Source organism: Pseudarthrobacter sp. LT1, from assembly GCF_035621795.1.
Lineage (GTDB): Bacteria > Actinomycetota > Actinomycetes > Actinomycetales > Micrococcaceae > Arthrobacter.
Genome location: NZ_CP141830.1, coordinates 750,937 through 775,524 on the forward strand (window position 1 = coordinate 750,937; position 24,588 = coordinate 775,524).

19 protein-coding genes and 2 tRNA genes are annotated in these 24,588 nt (G+C 67.4%); 6 read left to right on the forward strand and 15 right to left on the reverse strand.

Annotated features, from left to right (window positions below; genetic code table 11):
* Positions 1-741, reverse strand: coding sequence for a response regulator transcription factor (locus VIK36_RS03635; protein ID WP_324644096.1), 741 nt, complete (start codon positions 739-741; stop codon positions 1-3).
* 224 nt (positions 742-965) lie between these two features.
* On the opposite strand from VIK36_RS03635, the gene VIK36_RS03640 reads away from it, so the two are divergent.
* The 3 genes from VIK36_RS03640 (at position 966) to VIK36_RS03650 (ending at position 4,129) form a co-directional block, all read left to right on the forward strand.
* Positions 966-1,982, forward strand: coding sequence for a hypothetical protein (locus VIK36_RS03640; protein ID WP_324644097.1), 1,017 nt, complete (start codon positions 966-968; stop codon positions 1,980-1,982).
* Positions 1,983-2,548: 566 nt separating this feature from the next.
* Entirely contained in the window at positions 2,549-3,415 is an 867-nt protein-coding gene (locus tag VIK36_RS03645; protein ID WP_159632957.1) for a winged helix-turn-helix domain-containing protein, read from the forward strand.
* A 186-nt stretch (positions 3,416-3,601) separates the two neighbouring features.
* Positions 3,602-4,129 (forward strand): SixA phosphatase family protein, encoded by a 528-nt coding sequence (locus VIK36_RS03650; protein ID WP_324644098.1) that lies wholly within the window; start codon positions 3,602-3,604, stop codon positions 4,127-4,129.
* Here the strand turns inward: VIK36_RS03650 and VIK36_RS03655 are convergent.
* Entirely contained in the window at positions 4,098-5,036 is a 939-nt protein-coding gene (locus tag VIK36_RS03655) for a LysR family transcriptional regulator (protein ID WP_324644099.1), read from the reverse strand. The two genes, VIK36_RS03650 and VIK36_RS03655, sit on opposite strands and share 32 nt — an antisense overlap.
* 72 nt (positions 5,037-5,108) lie before the next feature.
* Here VIK36_RS03655 and VIK36_RS03660 point away from each other — a divergent pair, with 72 nt between their 5' ends.
* Positions 5,109-6,113, forward strand: a complete 1,005-nt coding sequence (locus tag VIK36_RS03660) for an EamA family transporter (RefSeq protein ID WP_324644100.1) — start codon at positions 5,109-5,111, stop codon at positions 6,111-6,113.
* Between the two features lie 544 nt (positions 6,114-6,657).
* Here the strand turns inward: VIK36_RS03660 and VIK36_RS03665 are convergent.
* The 5 genes from VIK36_RS03665 to VIK36_RS03685 all read right to left on the reverse strand — a co-directional run bounded on the left by VIK36_RS03665 (position 6,658) and on the right by VIK36_RS03685 (position 11,732).
* Positions 6,658-7,305 (reverse strand): TetR/AcrR family transcriptional regulator, encoded by a 648-nt coding sequence (locus tag VIK36_RS03665; RefSeq protein ID WP_324644101.1) that lies wholly within the window; start codon positions 7,303-7,305, stop codon positions 6,658-6,660.
* On the reverse strand, positions 7,302-9,338 hold the full coding sequence (locus tag VIK36_RS03670; RefSeq protein WP_324644102.1) for a YhgE/Pip domain-containing protein: 2,037 nt from the start codon (positions 9,336-9,338) through the stop codon (positions 7,302-7,304). The genes VIK36_RS03665 and VIK36_RS03670 overlap by 4 nt, the downstream gene beginning before the upstream one ends.
* Positions 9,335-10,057: an ABC transporter ATP-binding protein gene (locus tag VIK36_RS03675; protein ID WP_324644103.1), complete on the reverse strand. Its 723-nt coding sequence runs from the start codon at positions 10,055-10,057 to the stop codon at positions 9,335-9,337. Before VIK36_RS03675 ends, VIK36_RS03670 begins: the two co-directional genes overlap by 4 nt.
* A 67-nt stretch (positions 10,058-10,124) precedes the next feature.
* The gene (locus VIK36_RS03680; RefSeq protein WP_324644104.1) at positions 10,125-11,579 is read right to left on the reverse strand and encodes an NAD(P)/FAD-dependent oxidoreductase; all 1,455 of its coding nucleotides are present in this window, start codon (positions 11,577-11,579) and stop codon (positions 10,125-10,127) included.
* Between the two features lie 76 nt (positions 11,580-11,655).
* Positions 11,656-11,732: transfer RNA gene (locus tag VIK36_RS03685), tRNA-Arg, on the reverse strand.
* Positions 11,733-12,008: 276 nt separating this feature from the next.
* Here VIK36_RS03685 and VIK36_RS03690 point away from each other — a divergent pair.
* A complete protein-coding gene (locus tag VIK36_RS03690; RefSeq protein ID WP_324644105.1) occupies positions 12,009-13,841 on the forward strand; it encodes a phosphoenolpyruvate carboxykinase (GTP) in 1,833 nt (610 codons plus the stop codon).
* Between the two features lie 82 nt (positions 13,842-13,923).
* Here the strand turns inward: VIK36_RS03690 and VIK36_RS03695 are convergent, their stop codons facing one another.
* The 4 genes from VIK36_RS03695 to VIK36_RS03710 all read right to left on the reverse strand — a co-directional run bounded on the left by VIK36_RS03695 (position 13,924) and on the right by VIK36_RS03710 (position 17,587).
* Positions 13,924-15,084 (reverse strand): globin domain-containing protein, encoded by a 1,161-nt coding sequence (locus tag VIK36_RS03695; protein ID WP_324644106.1) that lies wholly within the window; start codon positions 15,082-15,084, stop codon positions 13,924-13,926.
* Positions 15,085-15,223: 139 nt separating this feature from the next.
* Positions 15,224-15,673, reverse strand: a complete 450-nt coding sequence (locus tag VIK36_RS03700) for an RrF2 family transcriptional regulator (protein WP_255174428.1) — start codon at positions 15,671-15,673, stop codon at positions 15,224-15,226.
* Positions 15,674-15,688: 15 nt separating this feature from the next.
* Positions 15,689-16,162: a hypothetical protein gene (locus VIK36_RS03705; RefSeq protein WP_324644107.1), complete on the reverse strand. Its 474-nt coding sequence runs from the start codon at positions 16,160-16,162 to the stop codon at positions 15,689-15,691.
* Between the two features lie 6 nt (positions 16,163-16,168).
* Complete coding sequence (locus VIK36_RS03710) at positions 16,169-17,587, reverse strand: phosphomannomutase/phosphoglucomutase (protein WP_324644108.1); 1,419 nt, start codon at positions 17,585-17,587, stop codon at positions 16,169-16,171.
* Between the two features lie 151 nt (positions 17,588-17,738).
* Between VIK36_RS03710 and VIK36_RS03715 the strand changes: the two genes are divergently transcribed.
* Positions 17,739-19,943 (forward strand): RecQ family ATP-dependent DNA helicase, encoded by a 2,205-nt coding sequence (locus VIK36_RS03715; protein ID WP_324644109.1) that lies wholly within the window; start codon positions 17,739-17,741, stop codon positions 19,941-19,943.
* On the opposite strand, the gene VIK36_RS03720 is transcribed toward VIK36_RS03715, so the two are convergent.
* The 4 genes from VIK36_RS03720 to VIK36_RS03735 form a co-directional block, all read right to left on the reverse strand.
* On the reverse strand, positions 19,867-21,348 hold the full coding sequence (locus tag VIK36_RS03720; RefSeq protein WP_324644110.1) for an MFS transporter: 1,482 nt from the start codon (positions 21,346-21,348) through the stop codon (positions 19,867-19,869). The two genes, VIK36_RS03715 and VIK36_RS03720, sit on opposite strands and share 77 nt — an antisense overlap.
* 260 nt (positions 21,349-21,608) lie before the next feature.
* Positions 21,609-21,697: transfer RNA gene (locus VIK36_RS03725), tRNA-Ser, on the reverse strand.
* A 107-nt stretch (positions 21,698-21,804) separates the two neighbouring features.
* Positions 21,805-22,329 carry a GNAT family N-acetyltransferase gene (locus VIK36_RS03730; protein WP_324644111.1) on the reverse strand — a complete coding sequence of 175 codons (525 nt, stop codon included), beginning with the start codon at positions 22,327-22,329 and terminating at the stop codon, positions 21,805-21,807.
* Positions 22,330-22,334: 5 nt separating this feature from the next.
* Complete coding sequence (locus VIK36_RS03735) at positions 22,335-24,578, reverse strand: prolyl oligopeptidase family serine peptidase (RefSeq protein WP_324644113.1); 2,244 nt, start codon at positions 24,576-24,578, stop codon at positions 22,335-22,337.
* Positions 24,579-24,588: the final 10 nt, after the last annotated feature.

Genomic DNA, 24,588 nt, shown 5'->3' on the forward strand with positions numbered 1-24,588 from the left:
CTAGTCTGCGGGCTTGATGACGTAGCCCGCCCCGCGCACGGTATGGATCATCGGCGGATGGTTCGCTTCGATCTTCTTGCGCAGGTAGGAGATGTACAGTTCCACGATGTTTGCCTGGCCACCGAAATCGTAATCCCACACGTGGTCAAGGATCTGGGCTTTGCTGACCACGCGTTTTGGGTTTTCCATCAGGTAGCGGAGGAGTTCGAACTGTGTGGCCGTCAGCTGGACGTCGTCCCCGGCACGGGTGACTTCCCGGGTGTCCACGTTGAGCACCAGGTCGCCCACCACCAGCTCGGCGGTGTCCATGGCGGCCACCCCGGAACGCTGGACCAGGCGGTGCAGGCGGAGCAGGACTTCCTCCATGCTGAAGGGCTTGGTGACATAGTCGTCCCCGCCGGCGGCCAGCCCCACGATGCGGTCCTGGACGTCGTCCTTGGCCGTCAGGAAAAGCGCGGGCACCTCCGGCGTGAAGGCGCGGATCCTGCCCAGCAGCTCCACGCCGTCGAACCCTGGCAGCATGACATCGAGCACCAGGACGTCCGGGTGGAAGTCCTTGGCGAGCTTCACGGCAGTGGGCCCGTCGCCGGCCACGGCTACGGACCAGCCTGCCATGCGCAGGCCCATGCTCATCAGTTCCGACAGGCTGGGCTCGTCATCCACCACCAGGGCGCGGATCGGGGAACCGTCCGGGTGGGTGAGCTGGGGAAGGTTGTTGGTCATGGGGTGCGGGGATGCCATGGGACAACTCTCCGATCTGTCGGTTTGCCGATGCTTTGACGTTGCTGTGTTCCGGCTGTGAGCTCCAGCCTAGCCACCTGTGACTCCCGTGAGGTGGCGGCCTGGCTTGTTGCCCTGGCAGGTCACAGGCAGGCTTGGTCCGCCGCACAGCCCCTGCACAGCAAAGCGGCACAGCCTGTTGGGACAACAGCACCACCAACAGCTACGACTTCTTGGAGAAAACCATGGAACAGCACGACAACGCCTACCCCGGGGCATCAAGCCACAACCGTCAGGCGAACCCGTCCGCAGAAGGCCGAAAGCAACAGGGCCAGCCGGCCCCGGTGTGGGAAGGCACGGCAGATGGTGCCGGCCGCGACGGTGCCGCGCAGGGATGGAATGCCCAGGCAGGCCATCCCGGCCCGGGCCAGGAGCCGGCAGGACGGGAGCAGGCGTCGCGGGACCAGCCGCAGCAGGAGCAGCCTGCCCAGGGCTGGGGCGCCCCCGTTCCGGGTTCGCCTTCTGCGGGGTGGGGTACGACGACGGCGCAGGGCCAGGTGCCCGGCTCCGGCATGGGATGGGGCGCACCCCAGCAGTACGCACCCACTGATTCGACCCGGGGAGGGAAAGGGAACTGGACCGCGAAGAAGGGCCTCCTGGTGGGTGGCGTTGCGGTGGTGGTGGCCGCGGCAGCCGGTGCCGGCGCCTACGCTGCCGGAAACGGGAGCGGAACGGCTTCAGCGACCAATGGCCAGGGCGCGGGTGCCATGGGCCAGGTCGGTCCCGGGAGCCAGAGCGGCGTAACCGGTCCGGACGGCCAAAGCGGCATGGGTGGCGGCATGGCAGGCGGCATGGACGGCGGCATGTCAATGGACGGCGGACCGGGTGGCCTGGGGGTGGGGCCGGCAGGACTCAACGCCGCCGTCCACTCCGAATACGTGGTCCTCCAGGGCTCCGGCTACGTCACCATGGCGGGGCAGGCAGGCACCGTCACGGAAATCTCCGGCACGTCCATGACCGTAAAGAGTGAGGACGGATTTTCCCGGACCTACGCCGTGGGCTCCGACGTCGAGGTGACGCAGGGGATGCGGCAGCGAGGCGGAGGTTCCACCGGCACCACACTCAGCTTCTCCAATGTGACCTCCGGCGCCAGCGTCCGGGTGACCGCCCTAAAGGACGCGGAAACCTATACTGCCGAGACCATCCAACTGGCTGCAGCCACCACCGCAAGCACCCCCAACCAGGGAAGCAGCAGTAACTGACGGCGGCCCGAACGATGGTCGGACTGTCCTGCCTCCGGCTCAGCGGCCTTCGCGGGCAAAAAAATCTGCTGGGGGCAGGACTCCGGTTGGACACGCCGCAGAGGTCGGGGGCCGATTCCACGTCAAACGGTTGAATTTCGGACACATTCGGTAATCTGCCAAACTGGCGAAGATTCTTCTGCAGAGGGCCGAATTTTGGCGTTTTGCCGATTCGAGCGTCCCAATTCATCCCCGCTTCCGAAATAGTGACATGCAGCACAATTCCTGGATTTGTCTCACGATGCGGACGATTCGGTCCATTGTTACTTGCAAGTTGGCATTGTTACGCGGCACACTTCCAATGTGAACAAGAACTCAACAGCACCTGCAGCCGCAGAATATTGGCCCAGCACATCCGCTGCTGCCGACATGCGCTGTTGTCGAATGCACGCCTGACCTTCCCACCCACCGAAGTTCTTAGGCATTCGCCCCCAAGCCCAGCGTCGGGCGTCCCTCCCCGGTCCGCGTGACGGGGAAACCAGCATTCGAGCCGCGGAGCCGGCCATTTCACATTGAGGTAAGCATTCATGTCAGTTGCATCCGGATACGTCCACATCTCTGTCCGTAACGCCGCCAAGGCCGGCCAGGCCACCGGCCTTCGCCCCGGCTTCGGCCCGCGTCCTTCGCTTGCTCCCTCCGCATCCGGAAGCAGCTTCCCTGCCCAGGGCTTCGCCCCGCAGGGTTACAACCCGAATTCCTACGGTCAGCTTCGCGCCGTGCATCCCGCCGAGTCTGCTCCCGTTACTGCCCCTACCCCTGTGGTGCCCGGTGCAAACCAGGTCCGCCCGGTAGCCAACGACAACGTTGCCCGCGGGTTCGTCCTCTACATGGGCATCGATGAGGAGACCGCGGCGGCGGCCGGCACCTCCATCGCCAAGCTCGCGCAGGAAATCCGCGCCTACGCCCAGTCGCTCGTCTCCGGTGCCGAAAGCTACGCTGCCGTGGCGGTCGCGCCGGCCGGCACCCCCGGTTCCGCGCTCGACGTCGTCCGCTCCACCTTTGGCGACCCCACGGTCAACTCCCGCCAGCGCACCGAAACCCCGCGCCCTGCCCAGCCGCAGGAACCGCGTCCCTCCGGTGTGCTGATTGACCTTGCCCGCCGCGAAGTCCACCTCGACGGTGAATCCCTGAACCTCACGTTCAAGGAATTTGAGCTCCTCAACTACCTCGTCGAAAACGGCACCCGTACCGTGGGCCGTGACGAGCTCCTCGAGGGGCTGTGGCGCAACGCCGAAGAAGTGCCCAACGAGCGCACCATCGACGTCCACATCCGCCGCCTCCGCTCCAAGCTCGGCCGCCTCGCCAACACGGTCCGCACCGTACGTGGCCAGGGCTACCGGTTCTACGAGCACCCTGAGGTTGTTGTCTGGGCCGCTCCGGAGTACTCGATCTAACTCTCTTTCGCGCGAAGGCGACCTGCTCCTGTCGGGCTGGTCGGTCCTGGCGTCACTGTGGGCACGTTTTAGGGCTCTTGCCTGTGGCGGTCCCCTGATTTCACAGGCATTGTCCCCTTGTCGGTTCTTGAAAGCGTGCCCTGCGTGACGCTGCTTCTGAATGTTCCCGCCAGCTAGGCTTGGGCCATGAGTTCGCACCACGTTCGACGCCTTGTGATCATGCGCCATGCCAAGGCTGACTGGCCCGGCGGCGTGGCTGACCACGAGCGGCCGCTGGAGGAACGCGGACACCGGGAAGCGCCGCTGGCCGGGCGCTGGCTGCTCAAGAACAACATCGTCCCGGACTTCATTCTGTGCTCCAGTGCCCTGCGCACCCGGCAAACGTGCACCTGGGTGTGCTCTGAACTCGGCGACAAGGCCCCCACGCCCAAACTCGAAGACGGCCTGTACGCGGCCTCGGCCCTACGGATGCTGACAGTGGTCAACCACGTGCCGGACACCGTGACCACGCTGATGCTGATCGCGCACCTGCCGGGCGTACAGGACCTGGCCATGCACCTCGCCTCACGGGATTCCGACCACGACGCCTACATGGACGCCGCCACCCGTTTCCCCACCAATGCGCTCACCGTCCTGGAGACGGAGAAGCCGTGGGCGGAACTCGACGGCCAGGACGCCCGGATTACCCGGTTCGCGGTTCCCCGGGCCCACTAGCTGCAGCTCCACTGCCGGCAATCCCGCGCAGCAGCGCCGCCACGTGCCTGATGCCAGGGCTGGCCGTCATGGTCCTGCGATGGACCAGCCCCACCTGCCGGGCCTGGATGGGGTTGACCACAGGAACGGCCACCACGTCCGAGGGCAGCGCCGGCCGCCCCAGGCGGGGCACCAGCGCAACGGCCACCCCCTGCTCCACCAACGCGATGTGCGTCGCAAAATCGGGGTCGTAAACCCTGATGTCCGGGACCCGCCCAAGATCGGCGAAAATCCGCAGGAGCGCTTCGTTGCAGATGGCGCCGTCGGGCGTACTGATCCAGCGTTCGTCCACCAGCTGTGCCGGCTCCACCTCTGCCTGGCGCGCGAGCGGATGACTGTTGTGCACCAGGACGTCCGCCACGTCCTCGCAGAGCCACTCCAGCGTCAGGTGCTCCGGGATCACCAGCGGCACCGAGTTCCAGTTGTGCACCAGGCCCAGGTCCGCCTCGCCGTTGGCAACCCGGGCCACGGCCTCGCGTGGGTCCTCGGCCAGCACGGAAAGATCAAGTGCGGCCCCCGACTGCCCGATCTGCGCCAGCAGTGGTCCCACCAGCCCCCTGACGGCAGTGGAGAAAGAAACCACGCGGAGGCTGCCCGTGGGCTTGGCCGGATCCGCCAGGAGCGTGGACTCAAGCTCCTCGAGCTCGGCCAGGATGCGCCGGCCGTAAGCTGCCAGGGCCAGCCCGCGCTCGGTCAGCAGGACGCCGCGGCCGCGGCGCTCCAGGACCGCGAAGCCGCCCTCCTTCTCCAGCTTCTTCACCTGCTGGGAAACAGCCGACGGGCTGAACCCCATCGCCTCTGCGGCGGCAATGACTGTGCCATGCTGCTCAATGGCCGCGAGGGCGCGCAGCGACCCGATGTCAATCATGAAGCAAAGGTACATGATTGATTGCTGAATTAGACGCTGGTGCTTCATCCGGTGCTCTGCCACAGTAGGAGCGTGAACCTCCGCGATTCCCTTCTTGCCGTCGTCGTGGCCCTGCTGTGGGGCCTGAACTTCGTGGCCATCGACATTGGGCTCCACGCCGGCGGCCAAAACTTCCCCCCGCTGCTGTTCGTGGCCATGCGCTTTGTCCTGGTGGTCGTCCCGTGGATCTTCTTTGTGCGGAAGCCCACGGTGTCCTGGAAGGCCATCATTGGCGTCGGACTGTTCATGAGTGCCGGCCAGTTCGGCCTCCTTTACCTGGCCATGGCGCTGGGCATGCCGGCCGGCCTCGCATCCCTGGTCCTGCAGGCGCAGGTGCTGCTGACCGTCCTGCTCGCCGCGGCGTTCCTCGGTGAGCGGCCCAGCCGGCGCCAGCTGGCGGGGGTGGCGCTCGGCGTGGCCGGGCTCGCCCTCGTGGCGGTGGGACGCAGCGCCGTGGCGCCCCTGCTGCCGCTGGTCATCGTCCTGGCCGCGGCGCTGTCCTGGGCCGCCGGGAACGTCATTGCCCGGAAAGCCAGGGCAGCCTCGGGCCTGGGGCTGGTGGTGTGGTCCGGTGCCGTGGTTCCGCTTCCGCTGGCAGCGCTGTCGGTGCTGGTGGACGGGCCGGAAACCGTCTGGCAGTCACTGTCCTCTCTTCAGGCACCCACCATGCTCAGTGCCCTGTACACCGCCGTTTTCGCCTCACTGGTGGGCTACGGAATCTGGAACCGGCTCCTGGCCACCCACCCGTCGTCGGCCGTTGTTCCGTTCACCCTGCTGGTCCCGGTAGTGGGAATGAGCGCTGCGTGGCTGGTCCTCGCGGAGGTGCCGTCTCCAACGGAGCTGGCGGGCGGAATGCTCCTGTTGGGCGGCGTGGCGACGGCGGTGCTCACCCGGGCACGCGGGCGGCGTCAGCGGCGGGGGAGCGGGCCGTTGCCGGACCTGGGTGCCGGCCTGGGCGAAGGCGGGGCGGACGACGACGGACGCCGGGCTGCGGAGGACGTCCCCCGGGCGGGGGTTCGGGGAGCCGACGTTCGCTGAACGGGGGATGCCTGGCCGCCGGACGTGCGGCCAGCAGCGCGGGATGGGGCCGCCTGCTGGCTGCGTGCCGTAGCCGGGCCAGTCCGCTGTGATGACGCGCGTTGTGCCGCCTGCCGTGGTGCCGGCCTGCGCGCCGCCGTCGTCCGTCTCTTCCCCGGCCACAGGGCACCCAGGAAGAGGACCCCGAACGTGGCCGCCAGGGCGCCCGCAGCGCCGATGAAGTAGTTGTCGGGGTCGTCGGTGGGCAGCGGGGTTCCCAGGAAGGAGGACTGGCCGTCGAACGCCAGCTCCCATGTGCTGAGGAACGCCAGCGAAAAGCCAAGGGCAAGCGCGGTCCCGGCGCCGGCCGCAAACAGGGCAAAGCGCCGCCGCCTCACCAGGACCTCGGCGACAGCGGCCAGGTAGGCCAGCCCCAGGACGCCCAGGAACGCGAGGAACACCGGCTCTGCGAGGGTCATGGCCGTGAGCACCAGCAGTCCTGCAGCAACGACGCCGCAGATCACCGCGAACTTTCCGCTTTTCCCCGTATGGCGCATGTGCTCCATCATCCCTGAGGAGCTGACCCCTTCAGGACGTAGCCGCGCATGATGGCCATGATTGCTGCAACGCTTTGGTCCCGGGTGCGCTCGGGGTTGTACGTCTGCCGGTCCAGGCCCACCACAAAGCACGCACCGAAGATCGCCGTTTCCAGGCTTCCCCTCGACACGGAATTGTCCACCGGGTAAGCCTCAGCCACCTTCTCCACGGCCTGGCCGATGACTTCCAGGAGCTCCCCGCGCAGGACGGAAAACGTACCCTGCCATTCGCTGGGAATCCGCCAGTTTTCGCTGACCCACAGACGCGCGAAGGACGGGTACTCCGCCATGAAGTCCATGGCCTGGCCGATCATCGCTTCCATGGCGAGCAACGGGTCGCGGCCCGTTGCTCCGCCGTTGGCGGCCTCGAGCAGCCGTGCCTTGAGGATGTCCACGCCGTGCCGCAGGAGCTGCGCGATGAGCTCCGACTTGCTGCCGAAGTTGTAATAGACGGTGCCCTTGGAAACCCCGGCGGCTGCCGCGATCTCATCCACGGTGACACTGGCGGCCCCGCGCTCGCCGATCAGCTCCATGGAGGCGTCGAAGAGCTTCTGGCGGGTGGCGTTGGTCCGTGCGGGCCGCAGCCCCTTGCCCGCGGACGTGGGTTCGGTGGTCATACCGCGATCTCCGGCTTCAGGGTCTTGAGCGTCCAGTACTTGTTCTTCCGCACCGCGAGCGTGGACATGGCCGCGCCCAGCACCGTGTAGCCCAGCAGGCCCACGAAGGTGGGGACAATCATGGACAGGTCCCCGCCGTAGACCAGGTGCCGCATTCCGGTCACCACGTATCCCATGGGCAGGACCTGGTGCACCACATGCAGCGGCTCGGGGGTGGTTTGCCAAGGGAACGTGCCCCCGGATGACACCAGCTGCAGGACCAGCAGGATGAGCACCACCAGCTTGCCGGGGGACCCCAGCAGCGCCACGATGCCCTGGATGAGAGCGCTGAACGCCATGGCGGCGGCCAGCATCAGCAGCCACATCAGGACCGGGTGGGCGGGATTGAGCCCCAGCGCGAGGTCAGCCACCAGGGTCAACAGGGACGCCTGCACCACCGAGACCAGGAAGAAGGGCAGCCAGCCGCCCAGGGCGATCTTCCATGACGGCGCGTTGGAGGCCAGTGCCCGTTGCGTAATGGGCCGCATGGCCTGGACCAGCATGAAGATCCCGATCCACATGGCGAGCGTGAGGAAGAACGGTGCCAGCCCTGCGCCGTACGATCCGGCCTTGGCCTGCGAGACGTTACTGACCGCCACGGGATCCGCCATCACCTGGGACAGGTTGCTCTTCTGCGCGTCATCGGGGTTGGGGACCTGTCCGGCGCCCTTGCCGATCTCATCGGAGAGGGTGCGTGAACCTGTGGCGGCCTGTCCCGCGCCGTCCGAGAGCTGGGCGGCCCCGGCGTCAACCTTCCGCGCTCCGGCGGCAAGGCCGGCGGCGCCGTCGACGGCGGACTGCTCACCGGCTGCGAGCGCGGCGGCGCCCGTGTGCAGCTGGTCAGCCCCTGCCGAGGCCTGTGCGATGGCACCCTTGAGTTCCGGCATCCCGGCTGCGAGCTGGGCTGCGCCGACACTCACGGCCTCGGATCCGTTGGCCAGCTGCTGGACCTGGGCAGCATCCGCCTGGATTTTGCCCTTGGCAGCTGCCATCGGGCTGGCCGCGGCGGTGGCATCGAAATCGGCCAGCACTTTGTCCGCCTGCTCCTGGGTGAGGACGCCTGACGCGACGAGCCTGCTGTTGGACTCCACCACGCGGTTGCGGATGCCCTGGTCTACCGCCTCCAGCTGGGCCGCCACGTCCTGCACCTTGGTGTTCAGCTGTGCGTTCCCGGCGGCAACCTGGGCGGCGCCGGAAGCAAGGGTCTGGGTATCGGTGGGCAGGGTGGCTGTCTTGTCCTTGAGGACTGCCAGGCCGCTGCTGAGCTGCCCCGCGCCGTCGGTCAGCTGGTTGGCGCCGTCCCGCAGCTTGAGCTGGCCGGCGTACAACTGGTCCGCGCCGCTGCTCAGGGCTGAGGTCCCCTCGTGGAGGGTGACCGTTCCGTCCCGGAGCGTGGCTACGCCGTCGGCCAGCTGGGAAGCGCCGTCCGCCGCCTGCACCATCTTGGAGTGGATGGTGCCGAACCCGGTGAGCAGCTGGTTGGCGGTTTCCTCGCCCACTTCCTTGGCCACCGTGGTGTGCACGGCAGTGGTCAGCTTGTCCACGATGGTGCTCAGGAGGTAGTTGTTGGCATCGTTCGTGGTCACGTTCAGCATGGCCTGGCTGGCTGAGTCAAAGCTGCCGGGGGAGACCAGGTTGGCGGAGAAGTCCTTCGGGATCTTCAGCGCGAAGGCGTACTGGCCGCTGCTGACGCCGGCATCGGCTTCCGCCGAGCTTTCCACCGGAACCCAGTGGAACACGTTGCCCTCCACCAGGCTGTCCGCCACCTTTGTCCCGGCCTCAAGGCGCGTACCGTCGGCGTTGGTGGCGCCGGAGTCCTCCACCACCAGGGCAGCATCCAGGTTGTTGAGGTGGCCATAGGGATCCCAGTTGGCGTACAGGTAGACGGCGCCGTAGAGCAACGGGACCATGGTCAGCGCCAGGATGGTCAGCTTGGGCAGGAGCCCACCGGTCATGCGCTTCAGTTCGGAGCGGGCCAGCCGCAGGACAGTCACTTGGCAACCTCAGTTTCGAGTTTGGTTTCCTGGTCTTCCGGTTCCAGCACGGCCTCCGCGGTGTGTTTGGCGGCGGGGGTGGCGGAGGCAGGCTCGGGTGCGGCATTGCCGATCCCGGCCACCGGGCCGTTCCATGAGGCGGGGACGGCACTGACTGCCGCCACGACGGCGAGCGGCCGGCCGGCGTCGTACGCCAACTCCTGGAGGCGCGGCAGCCAGGTGAGTTCATCGGCGCTGTGGCGGTCCGGCGAGTCAACCACCAGCAGGTCCGTGCGGGGGTTGGCCAGCGCCAGCGCGGTCAGCAGTTCAAGCCGCCGCCCGGGTTCCAGCTGCTCCGTCCACAGGCCCGCGATGTCCTCGAAGCGGTTGACCTTGAGCCAGGGGCCGCTGAGCAACGCTCCCCGGTAACGGCGGGGTATCAGGGCAAGGTCCTCGGTCACCAGGTCGCGGACGCTGAGGTGCTCCTCGGGTTCGTTGACACCCGGGGAGTCCACCAGGGCAGCGGCGAGGCGGAGCTGTTTGGTGCGGGAACCGCCGTCCCAGCTGAGCTGTCCGGCGGCTGCCCTCATCCTGCCACTGAGCAGCAGGGACAACGCGGTGCGTTGGTCCTGCCTGTCGCCGGTCACGAGCAGCAGTTCGCCGCGCGCCACCCCCAGTGAGGTGGGGGGAAGCAGCGGGTCCCGGCGTCCTTTGGCCTGGAGCTGATGTGCTGAGAGCAAGGATTGCCTTTCGCAGAAGAAGTCCGCATCAAGGCTAACCGAACTGACTGGTCAGTTCAAATAGAACTCAGAGCCCGTACTTTTCCAAGAGGCGGAGCCACACCTCACTGATGGTGGGGTAGGAAGGGACTGCGTGCCAAAGGCGGTCCAGCGGCACCTCACCCACCACCGCAATGGTGGCGGCGTGCAGCAGCTCGGCCACATCCGGGCCGGCGAACGTTGCGCCGAGCAGAACCTTCCTGTCTTCGTCAACCACCAGTTGTGCCCAGCCGTCGTAGTTCTCGGAGTGGAGGGAGGATCCGGCAACCTGGATGGGCAGCTCCACGGACGAGGCGTTGTATCCGTCCTTCCTGGCCGCCTTCAGGGTGCGTCCCACGCCGGCCAGCTCGGGGTCCGTGAAGACCACACTGGGCACGGCATGCTGGTTGGCCGTCTGGGCGTAGCGGCTCCAGTCGTCCGGGGTTCCCTTCAGCTCACCCCTGGCCCGGGCGGCAATGGCGTCGCCCGTGGCGCGGGCCTCGTATTTGCCCTGGTGGGTGAAGAGGTTCTTGCCGGCGGCGTCACCCACGGCGTAGAGCCAGGGATCGTCGCCCGGTGCTTCGCGGACCAGGCCCGAGGCGTCCGTTGACAGGGACAGGTGGCCTGATTCATCGGGCTCGAAACCCACGCTTTCCAGGCCCAGGCCCTCCAGTGCCGGGTGGCGGCCAGTGGAGACCAGGACCTTGTCCGAGGTGACGGTGGTTCCGTCGCCGAGGCTTACGGTGAGGGTTCCGTCGTCGTTCCCGCTGATCCGCTCCGTGGCGGTGTGCAGCCGGAGTTCGACGCCGTCCGCCCTCAGTCCCGAGGCGACCAGCGCCGCGGCCTCTTCCGGAAAAGTGCCCAGCAGCGCGCTGCGCGCCACCAGGGTAACGCTTGAACCAAGCCGGGCGAAGGCCTGGGCCAGCTCTGCTCCGGCCACACCCCCGCCCAAGACCGTCAGCCGGTCGGGGACCTCGCTGGCCGACGTTGCTTCGCGCGTTCCCCAGACTTGCACATCCTGCAGTCCATCAATGGGCGGCATATTGGGAGTGGAGCCCGTGGCAAGGACCACGGCATGCCGCGCCCGCAGCAGGTGCTGCGTGCCGTCCAGGCCGGCCACCTCGACGGCCTTGGGCCCGGTCAGCCATGCGTGCCCGCGCACCAGTTCGATGCCGGTGTCCTTGACCCACGAAACCTGGCTGTCATCCTGCCAGTTGGAGGTGAAGTAGTTGCGGCGCTCCAGGACGGCGGCGGCATCCAGGGTTCGGGTGACCGCCTCCTTGGCGCCGGGGGTGGTCTGTGCCCCATGGAGCGCAGTACCGGGCCGGAGGAGTGCCTTCGATGGCATGCACGCCCAGTAGGAGCATTCGCCGCCCACCAGTTCCGCTTCCACGAGCACGGCCGTCAGGCCGCCCTGGACCACGCGGTCGGCCACGTTTTCCCCTACGGCGCCTGCGCCGATAACAACAACATCAAATTCGCGCCGAACGGCCTCGGGATTCATGACCAAAGCCTAGCCGGGGACGGCCGGCCTGACAGCACAAAAAAGGTCCGCACCGGCGAACCGGTGCGGACCTTGTTGGTGCGCCCAAAGGGATTCGAACCCCTGACCTTCTGTTCCGTAGACAGACGCTCTATCCAGCTGAGCTATGGGCGCATTCCGTGTCCCGGGAGAAGAACCGCTCTCCCCGAACCTCGAATTACTTTACGCGAGGCGGAGCCTGATGCCAAATCGAAGCGGCTGTAATCTGTACGACTAGACCGGTCTAGGTGACCTTTGTCACTTAATCGGCGTTTCTGCGGCAACAATTCCTTGATTTCCCGCGGAATTCACTTTCGGTGACCGGATATGTCAGTCAAGCTCCCCAAAAACTCCACTGGTCCGGACCATAGCATTTAGGACACACCGATGAACCCGAGGAAGGGAACTGCAATGGGCGATCTGGCGCAGAAGCCGCTGCTTGAGAAAGCACCCACCACACATGCCGGCCTGCTGGCATGGGTCGAAGAGGTTGCTGAGCTTACGCAGCCGGACCGCATCTACTGGGTTGACGGCTCCGAGGAGGAAAACACCCGCCTCACGGACGAGCTTGTTGCTGCCGGCACCCTGACCAGGCTCAACCAGGACCTGTTTCCGAATTCCTTCGCCGCGTTCTCCGACCCTGCCGACGTAGCCCGCGTTGAGGAGCAGACCTTCATCTGCTCCGAAAACGAGCGGGACGCCGGCTTCACCAACAACTGGATGGACCCGCGGGAGATGAAGGACAAGCTGCGCGGCCTGTTCGCCGGTTCCATGCGCGGCCGCACCATGTACGTCATCCCCTTCGTCATGGGGCACCTCGACGCCGAGGACCCCAAGTTCGGCGTCGAAATCACGGACAGCGCCTATGTCGTTGCGTCCATGCGCATCATGGCCAACATCGGCACCGCAGTGCTGGACAAGATCACCGCGACCAACGCCTTCTTCGTTCCGGCCCTGCACTCCCTGGGTGCCCCCCTGGCGCCGGGCCAGGAAGACGTGGCATGGCCCTGCAACCCGGACAAGTGGATTGTCCACTTCCCCGAAGAGCGGTCCATCTGGTCCTTTGGCTCCGGATACGGCGGCAACGCCCTGCTCGGAAAGAAGTGCTACGCCCTGCGCATCGCCTCGGTCATGGCACGCGACGAAGGCTGGCTGGCCGAGCACATGCTCATCCTCAAGCTGACCTCCCCCGAGCGGAAGACCTACTACGTCTCCGCAGCCTTCCCCTCCGCCTGCGGCAAGACCAACCTCGCCCTGCTCGACCCCACCATCGAAGGCTGGGAAGTCGAAACCCTGGGCGATGACATCACCTGGATGCGCATCGGCAAGGAAGGCGAACTTCGCGCCACCAACCCGGAGGCCGGCCTCTTCGGCGTGGCCCCCGGCACCGGCTGGGGCACCAACCCCAACGCCATGCGCGCCATTGCCAAGGGCCACAGCATCTTCACCAACGTGGCATTGACCGACGACGGCGGTGTCTGGTGGGAGGGAATGACGGACGAAGTGCCCGCGCACCTGACCGACTGGGAGGGCAACTCCTGGACGCCGGACTCGGACAAGCCCGCTGCGCACCCGAACTCCCGGTTCTGCACCCCGATCTCGCAGATCGACATGCTGGCTGAGGAGTACTACAGCCCCGAAGGCGTGGAGCTGTCAGCCATCCTCTTCGGCGGACGCCGCAAGACCACCGTTCCGCTGGTCACTCAGGCGCGCAGCTGGACCAACGGCATTTTCATGGGTTCCACCCTGTCCTCCGAGACGACGGCCGCTGCGGCCGGGCAGGTCGGCGTGCTCCGCCGCGACCCGATGGCCATGCTGCCGTTCATCGGCTACGACGCCGGTGACTACCTGAAGCACTGGATCAGCGTCTCCGGAAAGGCCAACCCCGAACGCCTGCCGCACATCTTCCTGGTGAACTGGTTCCGCCGCACGGCTGACGGCGGCTTCGCGTGGCCCGGCTTCGGCGACAACGCCCGCGTCCTCAAGTGGGCCATCGAGCGCATTGAGGGCAAGGCCGACGCCGTGGAAACCCCGATTGGATACGTTCCTGCCGGGCACTCGCTGGACCTCACCGGCCTGGACCTGACCCACGCCCACGTGGAGGACGCCGTCCGCGTTGACCGCGGGGAGTGGGACACGGAGCTTGCCTCCATCGAGGAGTGGTACGCCAAGTTCGGCGACTCGCTGCCTGAGGCCCTGCGCTCCGAGCTTGATTCCCTCAAGGAGCGGATGGCCAAGCACTAACCTTTGGCTAAACCAACGACGGCGGCCCCGCACCTTTTCGAAAAGGTGCGGGGCCGCCGTCGTTCACGAAGTGCGGCGGAAATCAGCTGGCGAGCCAGATGTCCGGGCCGAAGACCTCGTAGTGGATCCGGGTCGCGGGGATCCCGGCGTTGATGGCCTCGTTGCGGATGTTCTTCATGAACGGCAGCGGGCCGCAGAGGTACAGGGAGGCGTCGGCCGGGAGGTCCACTTCCCGCAGCGTCATGAATCCCTGCTTGGCGCCGTCCACCGGCTTCTCCAGCCAGAGCTGCAGTTCGGCACCGTCGAGGCGTTCGACGTCGTCCGTCATCTGGCTGCGCAGGGCCCAGCTGTCCAGGGTGCTTTCGGCATGGAGCACCAGGACCTGGCGGTCGGAGCCCGACTCCGCGAGGGAACGGAGGATGGAGGCGGTGGGGGTGCAGCCGATGCCGGCGGAGGCCAGGACCACGGGGCCGTCGCCCTCCTTGAGTGTGATCTCGCCGTAGGGGTTGGAGATCTCGACGACGTCGCCCACCTGGACAGTGTTGTGCAGCACGGGGGAGACCTCGCCGCCGTCGTCCAGCTTGGTGGTGAAGGTGCGGCTGGTGCCCGCATCGCCGGAAAGGGAGTACTGGCGGACCTGGCGCAGGCCGTCCGCAACGGCAGCCTTGACGCTGATGTACTGTCCGGGAAGAGCCGGGGTGACGGGGGTGTCATCCGTGGGCTCCAGGGTGAAGGTCATGGACCCGGTTCCTGCGGGGGTCTTGGCCGCCACGCGCCACGGCATCCACATCTTGTCATTGGCCTGGGCTGCGTAAAGGCCCTTCTCGAGCTTGATCAGGGCATCGGCCATCAGCCAGTACACCTCGGTCCAGGCCTCGGCGATCTCGGGCGTGATGACCTCGGCCAGGTCCTCGGCGATGGCGCCGAACAGGTGCTCGTAGACCACCTGGTACTGCGGCTCGGTGATGCCAAGGGAGGCGTGGCGGTGGGCGATGCGGGAAAGGACCGTCTCCGGCAGGGTGCCCGGGTTGTTCACCAGGTGGGTGGCGAAAGCGGCGATGCTCCCGGCCAGGGCCTGCTGCTGGTTGCCGGAGCGCTGGTTGGAGCGGCTGAACAATCCATCCATCAATTCGGGGTGCGCCGCGAAAAGGCGGGCGTAGAAGTTGGGGGTGATGGATCCGATCCTGGAGCCGACCAGCGGCAGGGTGGCCTCAATGACGGGGCGGGACTTGTCCGAGAGCATCTGTACTCCTGAGATTATGGCCGGGGCCTTCGTCCGGCCGGATGAAAACTCATATTTGAAATGCGAGTATTTCTGCCTCAGTTCTACACCTTGTAGAAGTTTGAAATCAAACCGGGAGCGGGCAACCGGATAGGTGCACTCAGAGGCCCGGGCGGAGGCCGATCATTTGGAAGACCGGCGCCATCTGCCGGGCCTGGGGAAGGTCCCCGATCACCACGGAATCAAGCTCGGCGTAAAAAGCTTCCCGCGCACGGGCCAGGGCGCCACGCAGCCTGCACTCGTTGATCAGGGGACAGTTGCCGGCGGGAGACACGCAGTCCGCGGGATCCGTGCGGCTATCAAGCTGCCGCAGGATCTGGCCTACCGTGGCGATGCGTCCCGCATGGCTGAGCCGCGAACCGCCGGACCGGCCGCGCACTACCTCGATCAGGCCCATGGTCCGCAGCCTGGCCATGGCCTTGCTCACGTGGTTGTACGGTGTCCCCACCGAGTCCGCGATGCTCTGGGTGGTGAGCAGCGTGCCGTCCGGAACCGCTGCGAGCACCATGAGTGCCCGCAGGCTCACGTCAGCGAAGGCATTGATCTTCATGGCAGCAAGTCCGGTCTAGTCCACCCAGATGACGGGCTCGCTGGCGTCTGCACCGAGCTCGCCGAATTCCCAGGACTGGGTGGTTGCGTTGGCCGAGTAGGGGAGCACCGCGGCGAAGAGGGAACCATCCCGGTGTTCAGCAGCCACGTGGATGGCGTCCGAATCCTCCTCCACCAGCAGGATGTCGCACACCACGGCGGCGGCGCGGAAGTCGTCCCGGTTCTGGCGGAGGAGGGCCTGCAGGTCGCTGATCATGGCGTCGGCGTCGAAGTCCGCGCCGCTGCCCTCTCCGGCATCTGCGGGAGAGACGGCAACCAGCCGCACCTCGCCGTCGTTCTGGACGGTCAACGCAAAGGGCAGGAAACCGCCGTTGCGCTGGAGCTGCTCCTGGGCCGCGCTGACGCCCGTGCCCAGGAGGTTCTCCAGGTCCGTTGCCGTGGCTTCGGAGACGGAATCGCGCCAGCTGTCCTGCCCGGTATGGTCAGCCATCCGGTGCTAGGCCCGCACCAGCGAAAGGACGCGGTCGCGGACGCGTTCCATGGTGGCCCGGTCCGTGGCCTCGGCGTTGAGCCGCAGGAACGGTTCGGTGTTGGACGGGCGCAGGTTGAACCAGTAGCTGCCGTCGTTCGCCGTGAACGTGCTGCCGTCCAGGTTGTCGATGGTGAGGTCCTCGTCCGCGAACGCCTGGCGCACGCGCTCCACCGCTGCCGGCTTGTCCTCCACCTCGGAGTTGATCTCGCCGGAGCTGACGTAGGGCTCGTATTCCCGGGCCAGGTCGGAAAGCGGGCCGTCCTGCTCGCCCAGCGCCGCCAGGACGTGCATGGCGGCCAGCATGCCGGTGTCAGCGTTCCAGAAGTCGCGGAAGTAGAAGTGCGCGGAGTGCTCGCCTCCGAACACGGCGCCTTCCTTGGCCATGACTGCCTTGATGAAGGAGTGGCCCACCCGCGTGCGGACCGCGCGTCCGCCGTCGTGCTCCACCAGTTCCGCGACGGCGCGGGAGGTGAGCAAGTTGTGGATGATGCTGGGCGTTTCCTCACCCTGGGCCTTGGCGCGGGCGATTTCGCGGCGGGCCACCATGCCGGTAATGGCCGACGGTGAGACGGGCTCGCCCTTCTCGTCAATGACGAAGCAGCGGTCGGCGTCGCCGTCGAAGGCAAGGCCGATGTCCGCCCCGTGCTCGATCACAGCGGCCTGCAGGTCGCGGAGGTTTTCCGGCTCCAGCGGGTTGGCCGGGTGGTTGGGGAAGGAGCCGTCCAGTTCGAAGTACAGCGGAACGATGTCGAAGGGCAGCTTGGGCAGCAGCGCGTCACCCAGGACCGCCGGGGTAGTCAGGCCGGCCATGCCGTTGCCTGCGTCCACCACGACTTTCAGGGGGCGGGAGGCGGAGAGGTCGACGAGCTTGCGGAGGTACTCGGAGTAGTCCTTGAGCACGTCGCGGACGCTGATGAGGCCCCTGGTGCCGGTTGCGGGAATGGAGCCGGAGTTCAGGTACTGCTCCGCGAGGGCCTGGATCTCCTTGAGGCCGGTTTCGGAGGAAATGGGGACGGCGCCCGCCTTCGCCATCTTGATGCCGTTGTACTCGGCGGGGTTGTGGCTGGCGGTGAAGGTGGCCCCGGCGCGGTTGAGGAATCCGCAGGCAAAGTAGAGCTCATCGGTGGAGATCAGGTCCAGCAGCTCCACGTTGGCGCCGCGGGCTGCCGCCCCGTTGGCGAACGCCTTGGAGAATTCGGGGGAGGAAGGACGCATGTCCCCGCCCACCACGATGGTCTGGCCTTCGAGCTGCAGGACATCCACGAACGCGGCCCCCACGGCTTCGACGATTTCGGCGGTGATCGACTCGCCCACAATCCCACGTACGTCGTAGGCCTTGAAGGATGCCGAAAGGTCAAATGTCGTTGTCTGTTCGCTAGTCACGGGCTTTATCTTACGTGTGCGGCGCATGTGGCCAACGGGTTTGTGGAGAACTTGCGTCACAGCTGGGGCTTTGCAGCGCGTGCCTGGCCGGTTTCCACATAGCGCCGCCATCGCGGTGCGGGGTGTCGGAGGGTGCTGGGATACTGAATCAATGGCCGATAACCAGTACACGTCCACCCTTTCCGCTACCGCCGTTGCAGACCCGGCAGGTCCCGGCACACCCGGAACCGCCACCCACGCCGAAGCACTTGAGGTCCTGCGCGGCCTGGTGGGGCACCCGGACGCGGTCTTCCACGAGGGGCAGTTTGAGGCCATCGAGGCATTGGTCGACGGCGGGCGGCGGGCTTTGGTGGTCCAGCGCACGGGCTGGGGCAAATCGGCCGTGTACTTTGTGGCATCGCTGCTGCTGCGGCGCAGGGGAGCCGGGCCCACGCTGATCGTCTCGCCGCTGCTGGCCCTGATGCGGGACCAGGTGGCGGCGGCCGCCCGCGCCGGGGTGCGCGCCGTTGCCATTAACTCGGCCAACCAGCTGGAGTGGGACACCGTACGTGAACAGCTGGCCGCGGACCAGGTGGACGTCCTGCTGGTGTCCCCGGAACGGCTCACAAATCCGGCGTTCCGGGAAACCCAGTTGCCCGAGCTGCTCCGCCGGACCGGCCTGCTGGTCATCGACGAGGCGCACTGTATTTCGGACTGGGGCCACGACTTCCGCCCCGATTACCGCCGGATCGCGGACCTCATCACCCGGTTGCCGGACACGGTGCCGGTCCTGGCCACCACCGCCACGGCCAACTCACGGGTGGTGCACGATATCGAAGAGCAGCTCGGCGCCGGGGTCCTGACCATCCGGGGCTCCCTGGGCCGCGACTCATTGCGGCTGGGAGTCCTGTCGCTGCCCAATTCCAAAGAGCGGCTGGGGTGGCTGCTGACCCACCTGGCAGACCTCCCCGGCAGCGGCATCATCTACACCCTGACCGTCTCCGCGGCGGAGGACACCGCCCGGCTGCTTTCCGAAGCGGGGCACAATGTGCTTGCCTACACCGGGCGGACCGACCCGGCGGACCGGGAACGGGCAGAGCAGCTCCTGAAGGACAACCAGGTCAAGGCGCTGGTGGCCACCTCCGCACTCGGCATGGGCTTTGACAAGCCCGATCTTGGTTTCGTCGTCCACCTGGGCGCACCGTCCTCACCGGTGGCCTATTACCAGCAGGTGGGCCGCGCCGGCCGTGGGGCCGCGAACGCCGACGTCCTGCTGCTGCCCGGCTCCGAGGACCGGGAGATCTGGCAATACTTCGCCACCGCGTCCATGCCGTCCGAGGAGAAGGCAGCGGCCGTGCTGACTGCTCTGGCCGAGGCGGGCACCGCACTGTCAACGGTGGCGCTTGAAGCCCGGGTGGACCTTCGCCGCACTCCGCTTGAGCTGCTGTTGAAGGTCCTGTCCGTGGACGGAGCGGTGGAGCGGGTCGGCGGTGGCTGGCGCTCCACGGGCCAGCCCTGGGTTTATGATGCCGAGCGCTACAGCCGCATTGCGGAGGCACGGGTGGACGAGCAGGACTCCATGGTCATCTACCAGGACACAGCCGGTTGCCGGATGGAGTACATCACGTCGGTCCTGGACGACGAGACAGCCCGCCCCTGCGGCCGGTGCGACAACTGCGCCGGCCAGTGGTTCCCTGCGGATGTGGCCGCCGATGCCACGGCGGCGGCCAACCAGACCCTGAGCCGGGCGGGCGGTGTCCTGGAGCCGCGTCTTCAGTGGCCCAGCGGCATGGACCGTCTTGGGGTGCCGGTGAAGGGGAAACTCAAACCGGCCGAGGGCCTCTCGGAGGGGCGCGTCCTGGCCCGCCTGACGGACCTCGGCTGGGGCGGCGCCCTGCGGGAACTGTTTGCCGTCGGCGCGGAGGACCGGCCCGTGGACCAGGGCATGCTCCAGGCCTGCGTCCAGGTACTGCGCGAGTGGGGGACCGGCGATGGCCGGAACCCGGGATGGAGCGGGGTGGGCAGGCCGGCCGCCATCGTGGGTGTGCCGTCGCGTGGCAAGCCCCAGCTCGTGGGCTCGCTGGCCCGGGGAATCTCGGAAATCGGGCGCATCCCCTACCTTGGTGAGCTGCAGCTGGCCCACGGCGGGCCCACCGGGGGCCGCGGCGGCAACAGCGCATACCGGCTGGCGGGGGTATGGGACCGGCTGGTGGTGGGCCCGGAGCTCGAAGCGGCCCTGCAGTCAATCCAGGGCCAGCCGGTGATGCTCATCGACGACCTCACCGACAGCCGGTGGACCCTCACCGTCGCGGGGCGCGCCCTTCGGCAGGCCGGGGCGGGAGCGGTTCTGCCCCTGGTGCTGGCCCAGGCCGGCTGACTGCTGCCCCCGCGTGCCGGGGGAGCAGGATGCTGTCCACGGTGCTTGCCAGCATCAGGGCGGCCATCGCCAGGAAAGCGCCGCGGAAAGGGCCGGCCGGATCCTGGGCCGCGGTGGACAGGCCCTCGAAGGTCCGGATCAGCAGGGCAGCGATGGCAATGCCGGAGCCTGTGCCGAGCTGCACCAGCGTGGCGGACACGGTGTTGGCGGAGGTCAGCTGCGCCGGGGGAATGTCCGCGTACTGGACCGAGGCGTAGGCCGAAAAGCCGATGGAGCGGAAGGCGCCGCTGCACACCAGCAGTGCGGCCATCAAAGCCACCGGGGTTTCCGGTGTCAGGAAGGCACAGAGGGCGAACGTCACGGCTGATGCCAGCGAGGCGAACACCAGCATCGCCTTGAAACCGAACTTCCGGATCAACGGTGTGGTGGCCGGCTTGATCCCGATGTTTCCAACGAACACTGCTGCCACCAGGGCGCCGGCGTGCAGCGGTGACCAGCCGAACCCCGCCTGGAACATCAGCGGCAGCAGGAAGGGGACGGAGCTGATGGTGACCCGGTACACGAACCCGCCCGTGGCCATGGCCCGGAACGTCCTGGTGCGGAAGACCTGCAGATTGAAGAGCGGATGCGGAGCCCGGCGCATCCACAGGACCGCCCCGGCCAGTGCCGCGATCCCGGCTGCAGCGCTGACTCCCGCCCAGGGCAGTCCTGGGTGGCTGCTGGCGAGCTCCAGACCAGTCACCAGGGCACCGACGCCAACCGTTGTCAGGAGCATGCCGGGCCAGTCCAGCCGCCGGCCGGGATCTCCGGCCACCGCCGGAACCAGCCGCAGGGACGCCACGAAGGCGGCTACCCCAAGCGGAAGGTTGACCAGGAAGATCCAATGCCACGACAGGTACGTGGTGAGCGCCCCGCCCACCAGTGGCGCGAGTACGGGTGCCAGGAGCCCGGGCCACACCAGGAACGCGGTGGCGCGCAGCAGCTCGGACTTCGGGGTGCCGCGCAGCACCACCAGGGTTCCCACCGGTACCATCATGGCGCCGCCGGCACCCTGGGCGATGCGGCTCAGGGTCAGGGTGGCCAGGTCCTGGCTGAGCGCACACGCCAGGGATGACAGGGTGAACACCGCGACGGCAGTGCAGAAGATCCGCCTGGCACCAAACCGTTCCGCCAGCCAGCCGCTGAGGGGAATGCCGATGGCAACCGTCAGCAGGTAGGCGGTCATGGTGATGTTGACGTCGGCGGCGGGGATGGCAAAGTCCGTCGAAATGCTGGGAATGGCCGTGGTGAGGACCGTGCCGTCCAGGAATTCCATGAAGAACGCTGCCGCCACCAGGAGTGCCAGGCGCGGATTCCATGCCGTCTGGGCGCCGTCCGGGTGGTGTGGGTTGCTGGGTGCCGACATGCGCCAATCCTGCCACCGCGGCATCGGCGGCGCCCGCCGCGTCCGATTATCGGACAGCGTTTTCCGGTGGTGGTTGCCCAGCCACGCCCCGGAGAGTCATAAGGTTGTTCGCGTTTCCGAAGCTTGAACGCCCGGATCTGCGAAGCAGCCCAGGACTGGCGGGAGCCCAGGCTGCAGGGGCCGTAGTGCAGGTACTCTCCGGAAACGCAAAAGGCCCCGGAAACGCAAAAGGCCCCGGTCCAAGGGACCGGGGCCAAACGCGGAGACGGGGGGATTTGAACCCCCGGTCGAGTTTAACCCCGACCCTTCATTAGCAGTGAAGTCCATTCGGCCGCTCTGGCACGTCTCCAGTTGCTATTACTAGCCCACCAAGGATACGCAGATCCGGCCATGCAGTGCAAAACGGTGCCCGCCACAGGCGCCGCCCCCGGTAAACGGGGTTCAGGTGCTCCGCGGTCAGCCCTGCGCCGGGCGGACCATCCGGATCTCCAGCAGGTCCTCCCACTCAGGCAGGACGTCCTCTGCGCCGTCCGGTGCAAAGCCGAATCGGCGGTAGAAACCGATGGCCCGCCTGTTGGCGGCTGCCACCCAGAGGCTCGCCGCCCTGGAGCCGATGGCCGCGTCCAGCAAAAGGGCGCCCAAGCCAAGACCCTGGTGCGAGGCCAGCAGGTACAGCCCCCACAGCTCCAGGTCTCCGGAGGCAGGCGGCGGATGCCCTTCCGGGGAACCGGGGGCAGGCAGGCGGCGTGAACCGGCAAACCCCACCACCGTCCCGCCGTCGCACGCCACCCACGCCTCGGCAGGTTCGGCCCGGTCCAGAAGGTGCTGCCAGAGCCGCAGCCGGCCCGCGGGGTCCACGGCGGCGAGGAAGGCATCGGACAGCATGCCCCGGTAGGTCTCCTGCCAGCAGCGCACGTGCACCTGGGCCAGCCGCTCCACATCCGCGGCAACGGCCCGCCGTACCGCCAGACCGGGTGCCATGGCGGTCAGCCTGCCAGCGCTTTCCACAGGAAGTGCTGGCTGCGCGCCTGCAGGGCAGCGGCCTGCCGGTTGTCGGAGGCGCCGGCGTGGCCACCCTCCAGGGCCTCGTGGAACCACACGTTCGGGATGCCCATGGCCAGCATCCGGGCGGCCATCTTCCGTGCCTGCACGGGGCCCACCCGGTCGTCCGAGGTCGCGGTCCAGATGAACGTCTCCGGGTACTCCACCGCGTCCTTGAGCAGGTGGTAGGGCGAGAAGGTCCTGATGTACTCCCACTGCTCGGGAACGTCCGGGTCCCCGTACTCGGCAATCCACGAGTGCCCCGCGGAGAGCTTGGTGTAGCGGCGCATGTCCAGCAGGGGCACGCCGCAGGAGACGGCCCGGAACAGTTCCGGATACCGGGTGAGCATGTTCCCCACCAGGAGTCCGCCATTGGAACCGCCCACGCAGCCCAGCCGCCGCGGCGAGGTGACCCCGCGGGAGATGAGGTCCCGCGCCACGGCTGCGAAGTCCTCGTAGGCGCGGTGCCGGTTTTCCTTCAGCGCGGCACGGTGCCAGGCCGGCCCATATTCGCCGCCGCCGCGGATGTTCGCCACCACGTACACCCCGCCGCGCGAGTGGGGTGCCTTCCCGTCGCTGCCGTCCGAGAGCGTGGTCCGCCGCTCCAGCCACGCCCGGCCCACGGTGCCGCTGTAGGCGGGCGTCCGTGAAACCTCGAATCCGCCGTAGCCGGACAGCTGGGTGGGGTTCTGCCCGTCCAAAGCCAGGTCCCGCGGAGCTACCTGGAAATACGGGACCCGGGTGCCGTCGTCGGACACGGCAAAGTGCTGCTGCACTTCATAGTCAGCGTCGGCAAAGAACGACGGCGAGCTCTTGACCACCGCATGGCGGCTCACCACGCCGGACGTCCCGGCGCTCCCGCGTTCCAGGGTGCCGCGCATCAGCGTGGTGGGGGTGGTGAATCCCGTGGCGATCAGCCAGAAGTCATCGCCCGCGCCGCCGTCCGCCGGCCCCTCGTCCTCGTCATCCACGGCGTAGGCGTTCACATCGTGCAGCGGCGGGCAGGCGTCCAGGAGAGTGGCCGCCCAGCCACCGTCCGCGCCGTCGGACGGCCGGGACGGGTCCAGGACCCGGATCTCGGAGGAGACGTCCTTGAGTAGGTTGAGCAAAAGGAAGTTCCGGGTCCAGCTCCAGGACTGCAGGGACGTGTGCGCGTCGGGGGTGAACAGGACCGTGAGGTCCCGGCTGCCGGCGAGGTAGTCCTCGAAGTTGGCGGCAAGCAGGGCCCCGGAAGGATACGTAGTACCGTCCAGGACCCAGTCCTGCTGCGGACGGAAGAGCAGCCATTCCCGGTGGGCGCTGACGTTGACGTCCGTGGGAACGTCGATCTGTACCCAGGATCCGTCCCGCAGCACAAAGTTGGTGCGGTTGAAGAAGTCGATGTAGTCCACGGCGAAAGTGCGCTCAAAGCCGGGGGTGGAGTCATGGGCCGCCACGGCCATCATGTGGTCTTCCGCCACCTCAAAGAGGCGCGGAGCCGCTGCCAGGGACTCTCCGCGCTTGAGCGTCACCGCAGTCCGCGCGTAGGAGGACGCTGTCTTGGGCAGCCCGTCCGCGGTGGAAGCAACCAGCAGGGTGTCGGCGTCCAGCCAGGACACGTTGCCTTTCGCCGTCGGGAGGTCAAACCCGCCGCGGGCGGGGTCCACGAAGCCGCGCGCCTCGACGTCGAACTCGCGGTACCGGTTGGCGTCGCCGCCGTCGGGGGAGAGGGCAAGCAGCGCCAGGCGGTAGGGCTCCCCGGCGGCGGGGCGCAGGAACGTGGCGCCGTGGAACACCCACTCTTCGCCTTCGGCGCGGGACAGCTCGTCAACATCGAGCAGGACGTCCCATTCCGGGGAATCGGTGCAGTAGCTTTCCCAGGTGGTCCGCCGCCACAGGCCCTTGGGGTTCTGCCCGTCCTTCCAAAAGTTGTAGTACCAGTCGCCGCGCTTGCCCACCATGGCGATCCGGTCCGTGGAGTCCAGCACTTCCAGGATGCCGGTTTCCAGTTCCGCGTAGCCGCCGTCCTCCAGCAGGTCCTCGGTGCGGGAGTTTTGCTCCTTGACCCAGGCCAGCTGTTCCTCGCCGTAGATGTCCTCCAGCCACACATTCTCGTCGACGGGTTCCGGCGCGGTTTCCCGGGAGTTGCTGCCGGAAGTGTCCCGGCCGGGGCCGGGTACGGACGCTTGATCAGCTGCTGTGGTGGTCATGCGCCCCATC

Excerpts from the sequence above, each read along its gene's own strand:
- VIK36_RS03635 (WP_324644096.1), bottom strand. The coding sequence starts at position 741 with ATGGCATCCCCGCACCCCATGACCAACAACCTTCCCCAGCTCACCCAC.
- VIK36_RS03640 (WP_324644097.1), top strand. The coding sequence starts at position 966 with ATGGAACAGCACGACAACGCCTACCCCGGGGCATCAAGCCACAACCGT.
- VIK36_RS03645 (WP_159632957.1), top strand. The coding sequence starts at position 2,549 with ATGTCAGTTGCATCCGGATACGTCCACATCTCTGTCCGTAACGCCGCC.
- VIK36_RS03650 (WP_324644098.1), top strand. The coding sequence starts at position 3,602 with ATGAGTTCGCACCACGTTCGACGCCTTGTGATCATGCGCCATGCCAAG.
- VIK36_RS03655 (WP_324644099.1), bottom strand. The coding sequence starts at position 5,036 with ATGATTGACATCGGGTCGCTGCGCGCCCTCGCGGCCATTGAGCAGCAT.
- VIK36_RS03665 (WP_324644101.1), bottom strand. The coding sequence starts at position 7,305 with ATGACCACCGAACCCACGTCCGCGGGCAAGGGGCTGCGGCCCGCACGG.
- VIK36_RS03680 (WP_324644104.1), bottom strand. The coding sequence starts at position 11,579 with ATGAATCCCGAGGCCGTTCGGCGCGAATTTGATGTTGTTGTTATCGGC.
- VIK36_RS03690 (WP_324644105.1), top strand. The coding sequence starts at position 12,009 with ATGGGCGATCTGGCGCAGAAGCCGCTGCTTGAGAAAGCACCCACCACA.
- VIK36_RS03695 (WP_324644106.1), bottom strand. The coding sequence starts at position 15,084 with ATGCTCTCGGACAAGTCCCGCCCCGTCATTGAGGCCACCCTGCCGCTG.
- VIK36_RS03700 (WP_255174428.1), bottom strand. The coding sequence starts at position 15,673 with ATGAAGATCAATGCCTTCGCTGACGTGAGCCTGCGGGCACTCATGGTG.
- VIK36_RS03705 (WP_324644107.1), bottom strand. The coding sequence starts at position 16,162 with ATGGCTGACCATACCGGGCAGGACAGCTGGCGCGATTCCGTCTCCGAA.
- VIK36_RS03715 (WP_324644109.1), top strand. The coding sequence starts at position 17,739 with ATGGCCGATAACCAGTACACGTCCACCCTTTCCGCTACCGCCGTTGCA.
- VIK36_RS03720 (WP_324644110.1), bottom strand. The coding sequence starts at position 21,348 with ATGTCGGCACCCAGCAACCCACACCACCCGGACGGCGCCCAGACGGCA.
- VIK36_RS03730 (WP_324644111.1), bottom strand. The coding sequence starts at position 22,329 with ATGGCACCCGGTCTGGCGGTACGGCGGGCCGTTGCCGCGGATGTGGAG.
- VIK36_RS03735 (WP_324644113.1), bottom strand. The coding sequence starts at position 24,578 with ATGACCACCACAGCAGCTGATCAAGCGTCCGTACCCGGCCCCGGCCGG.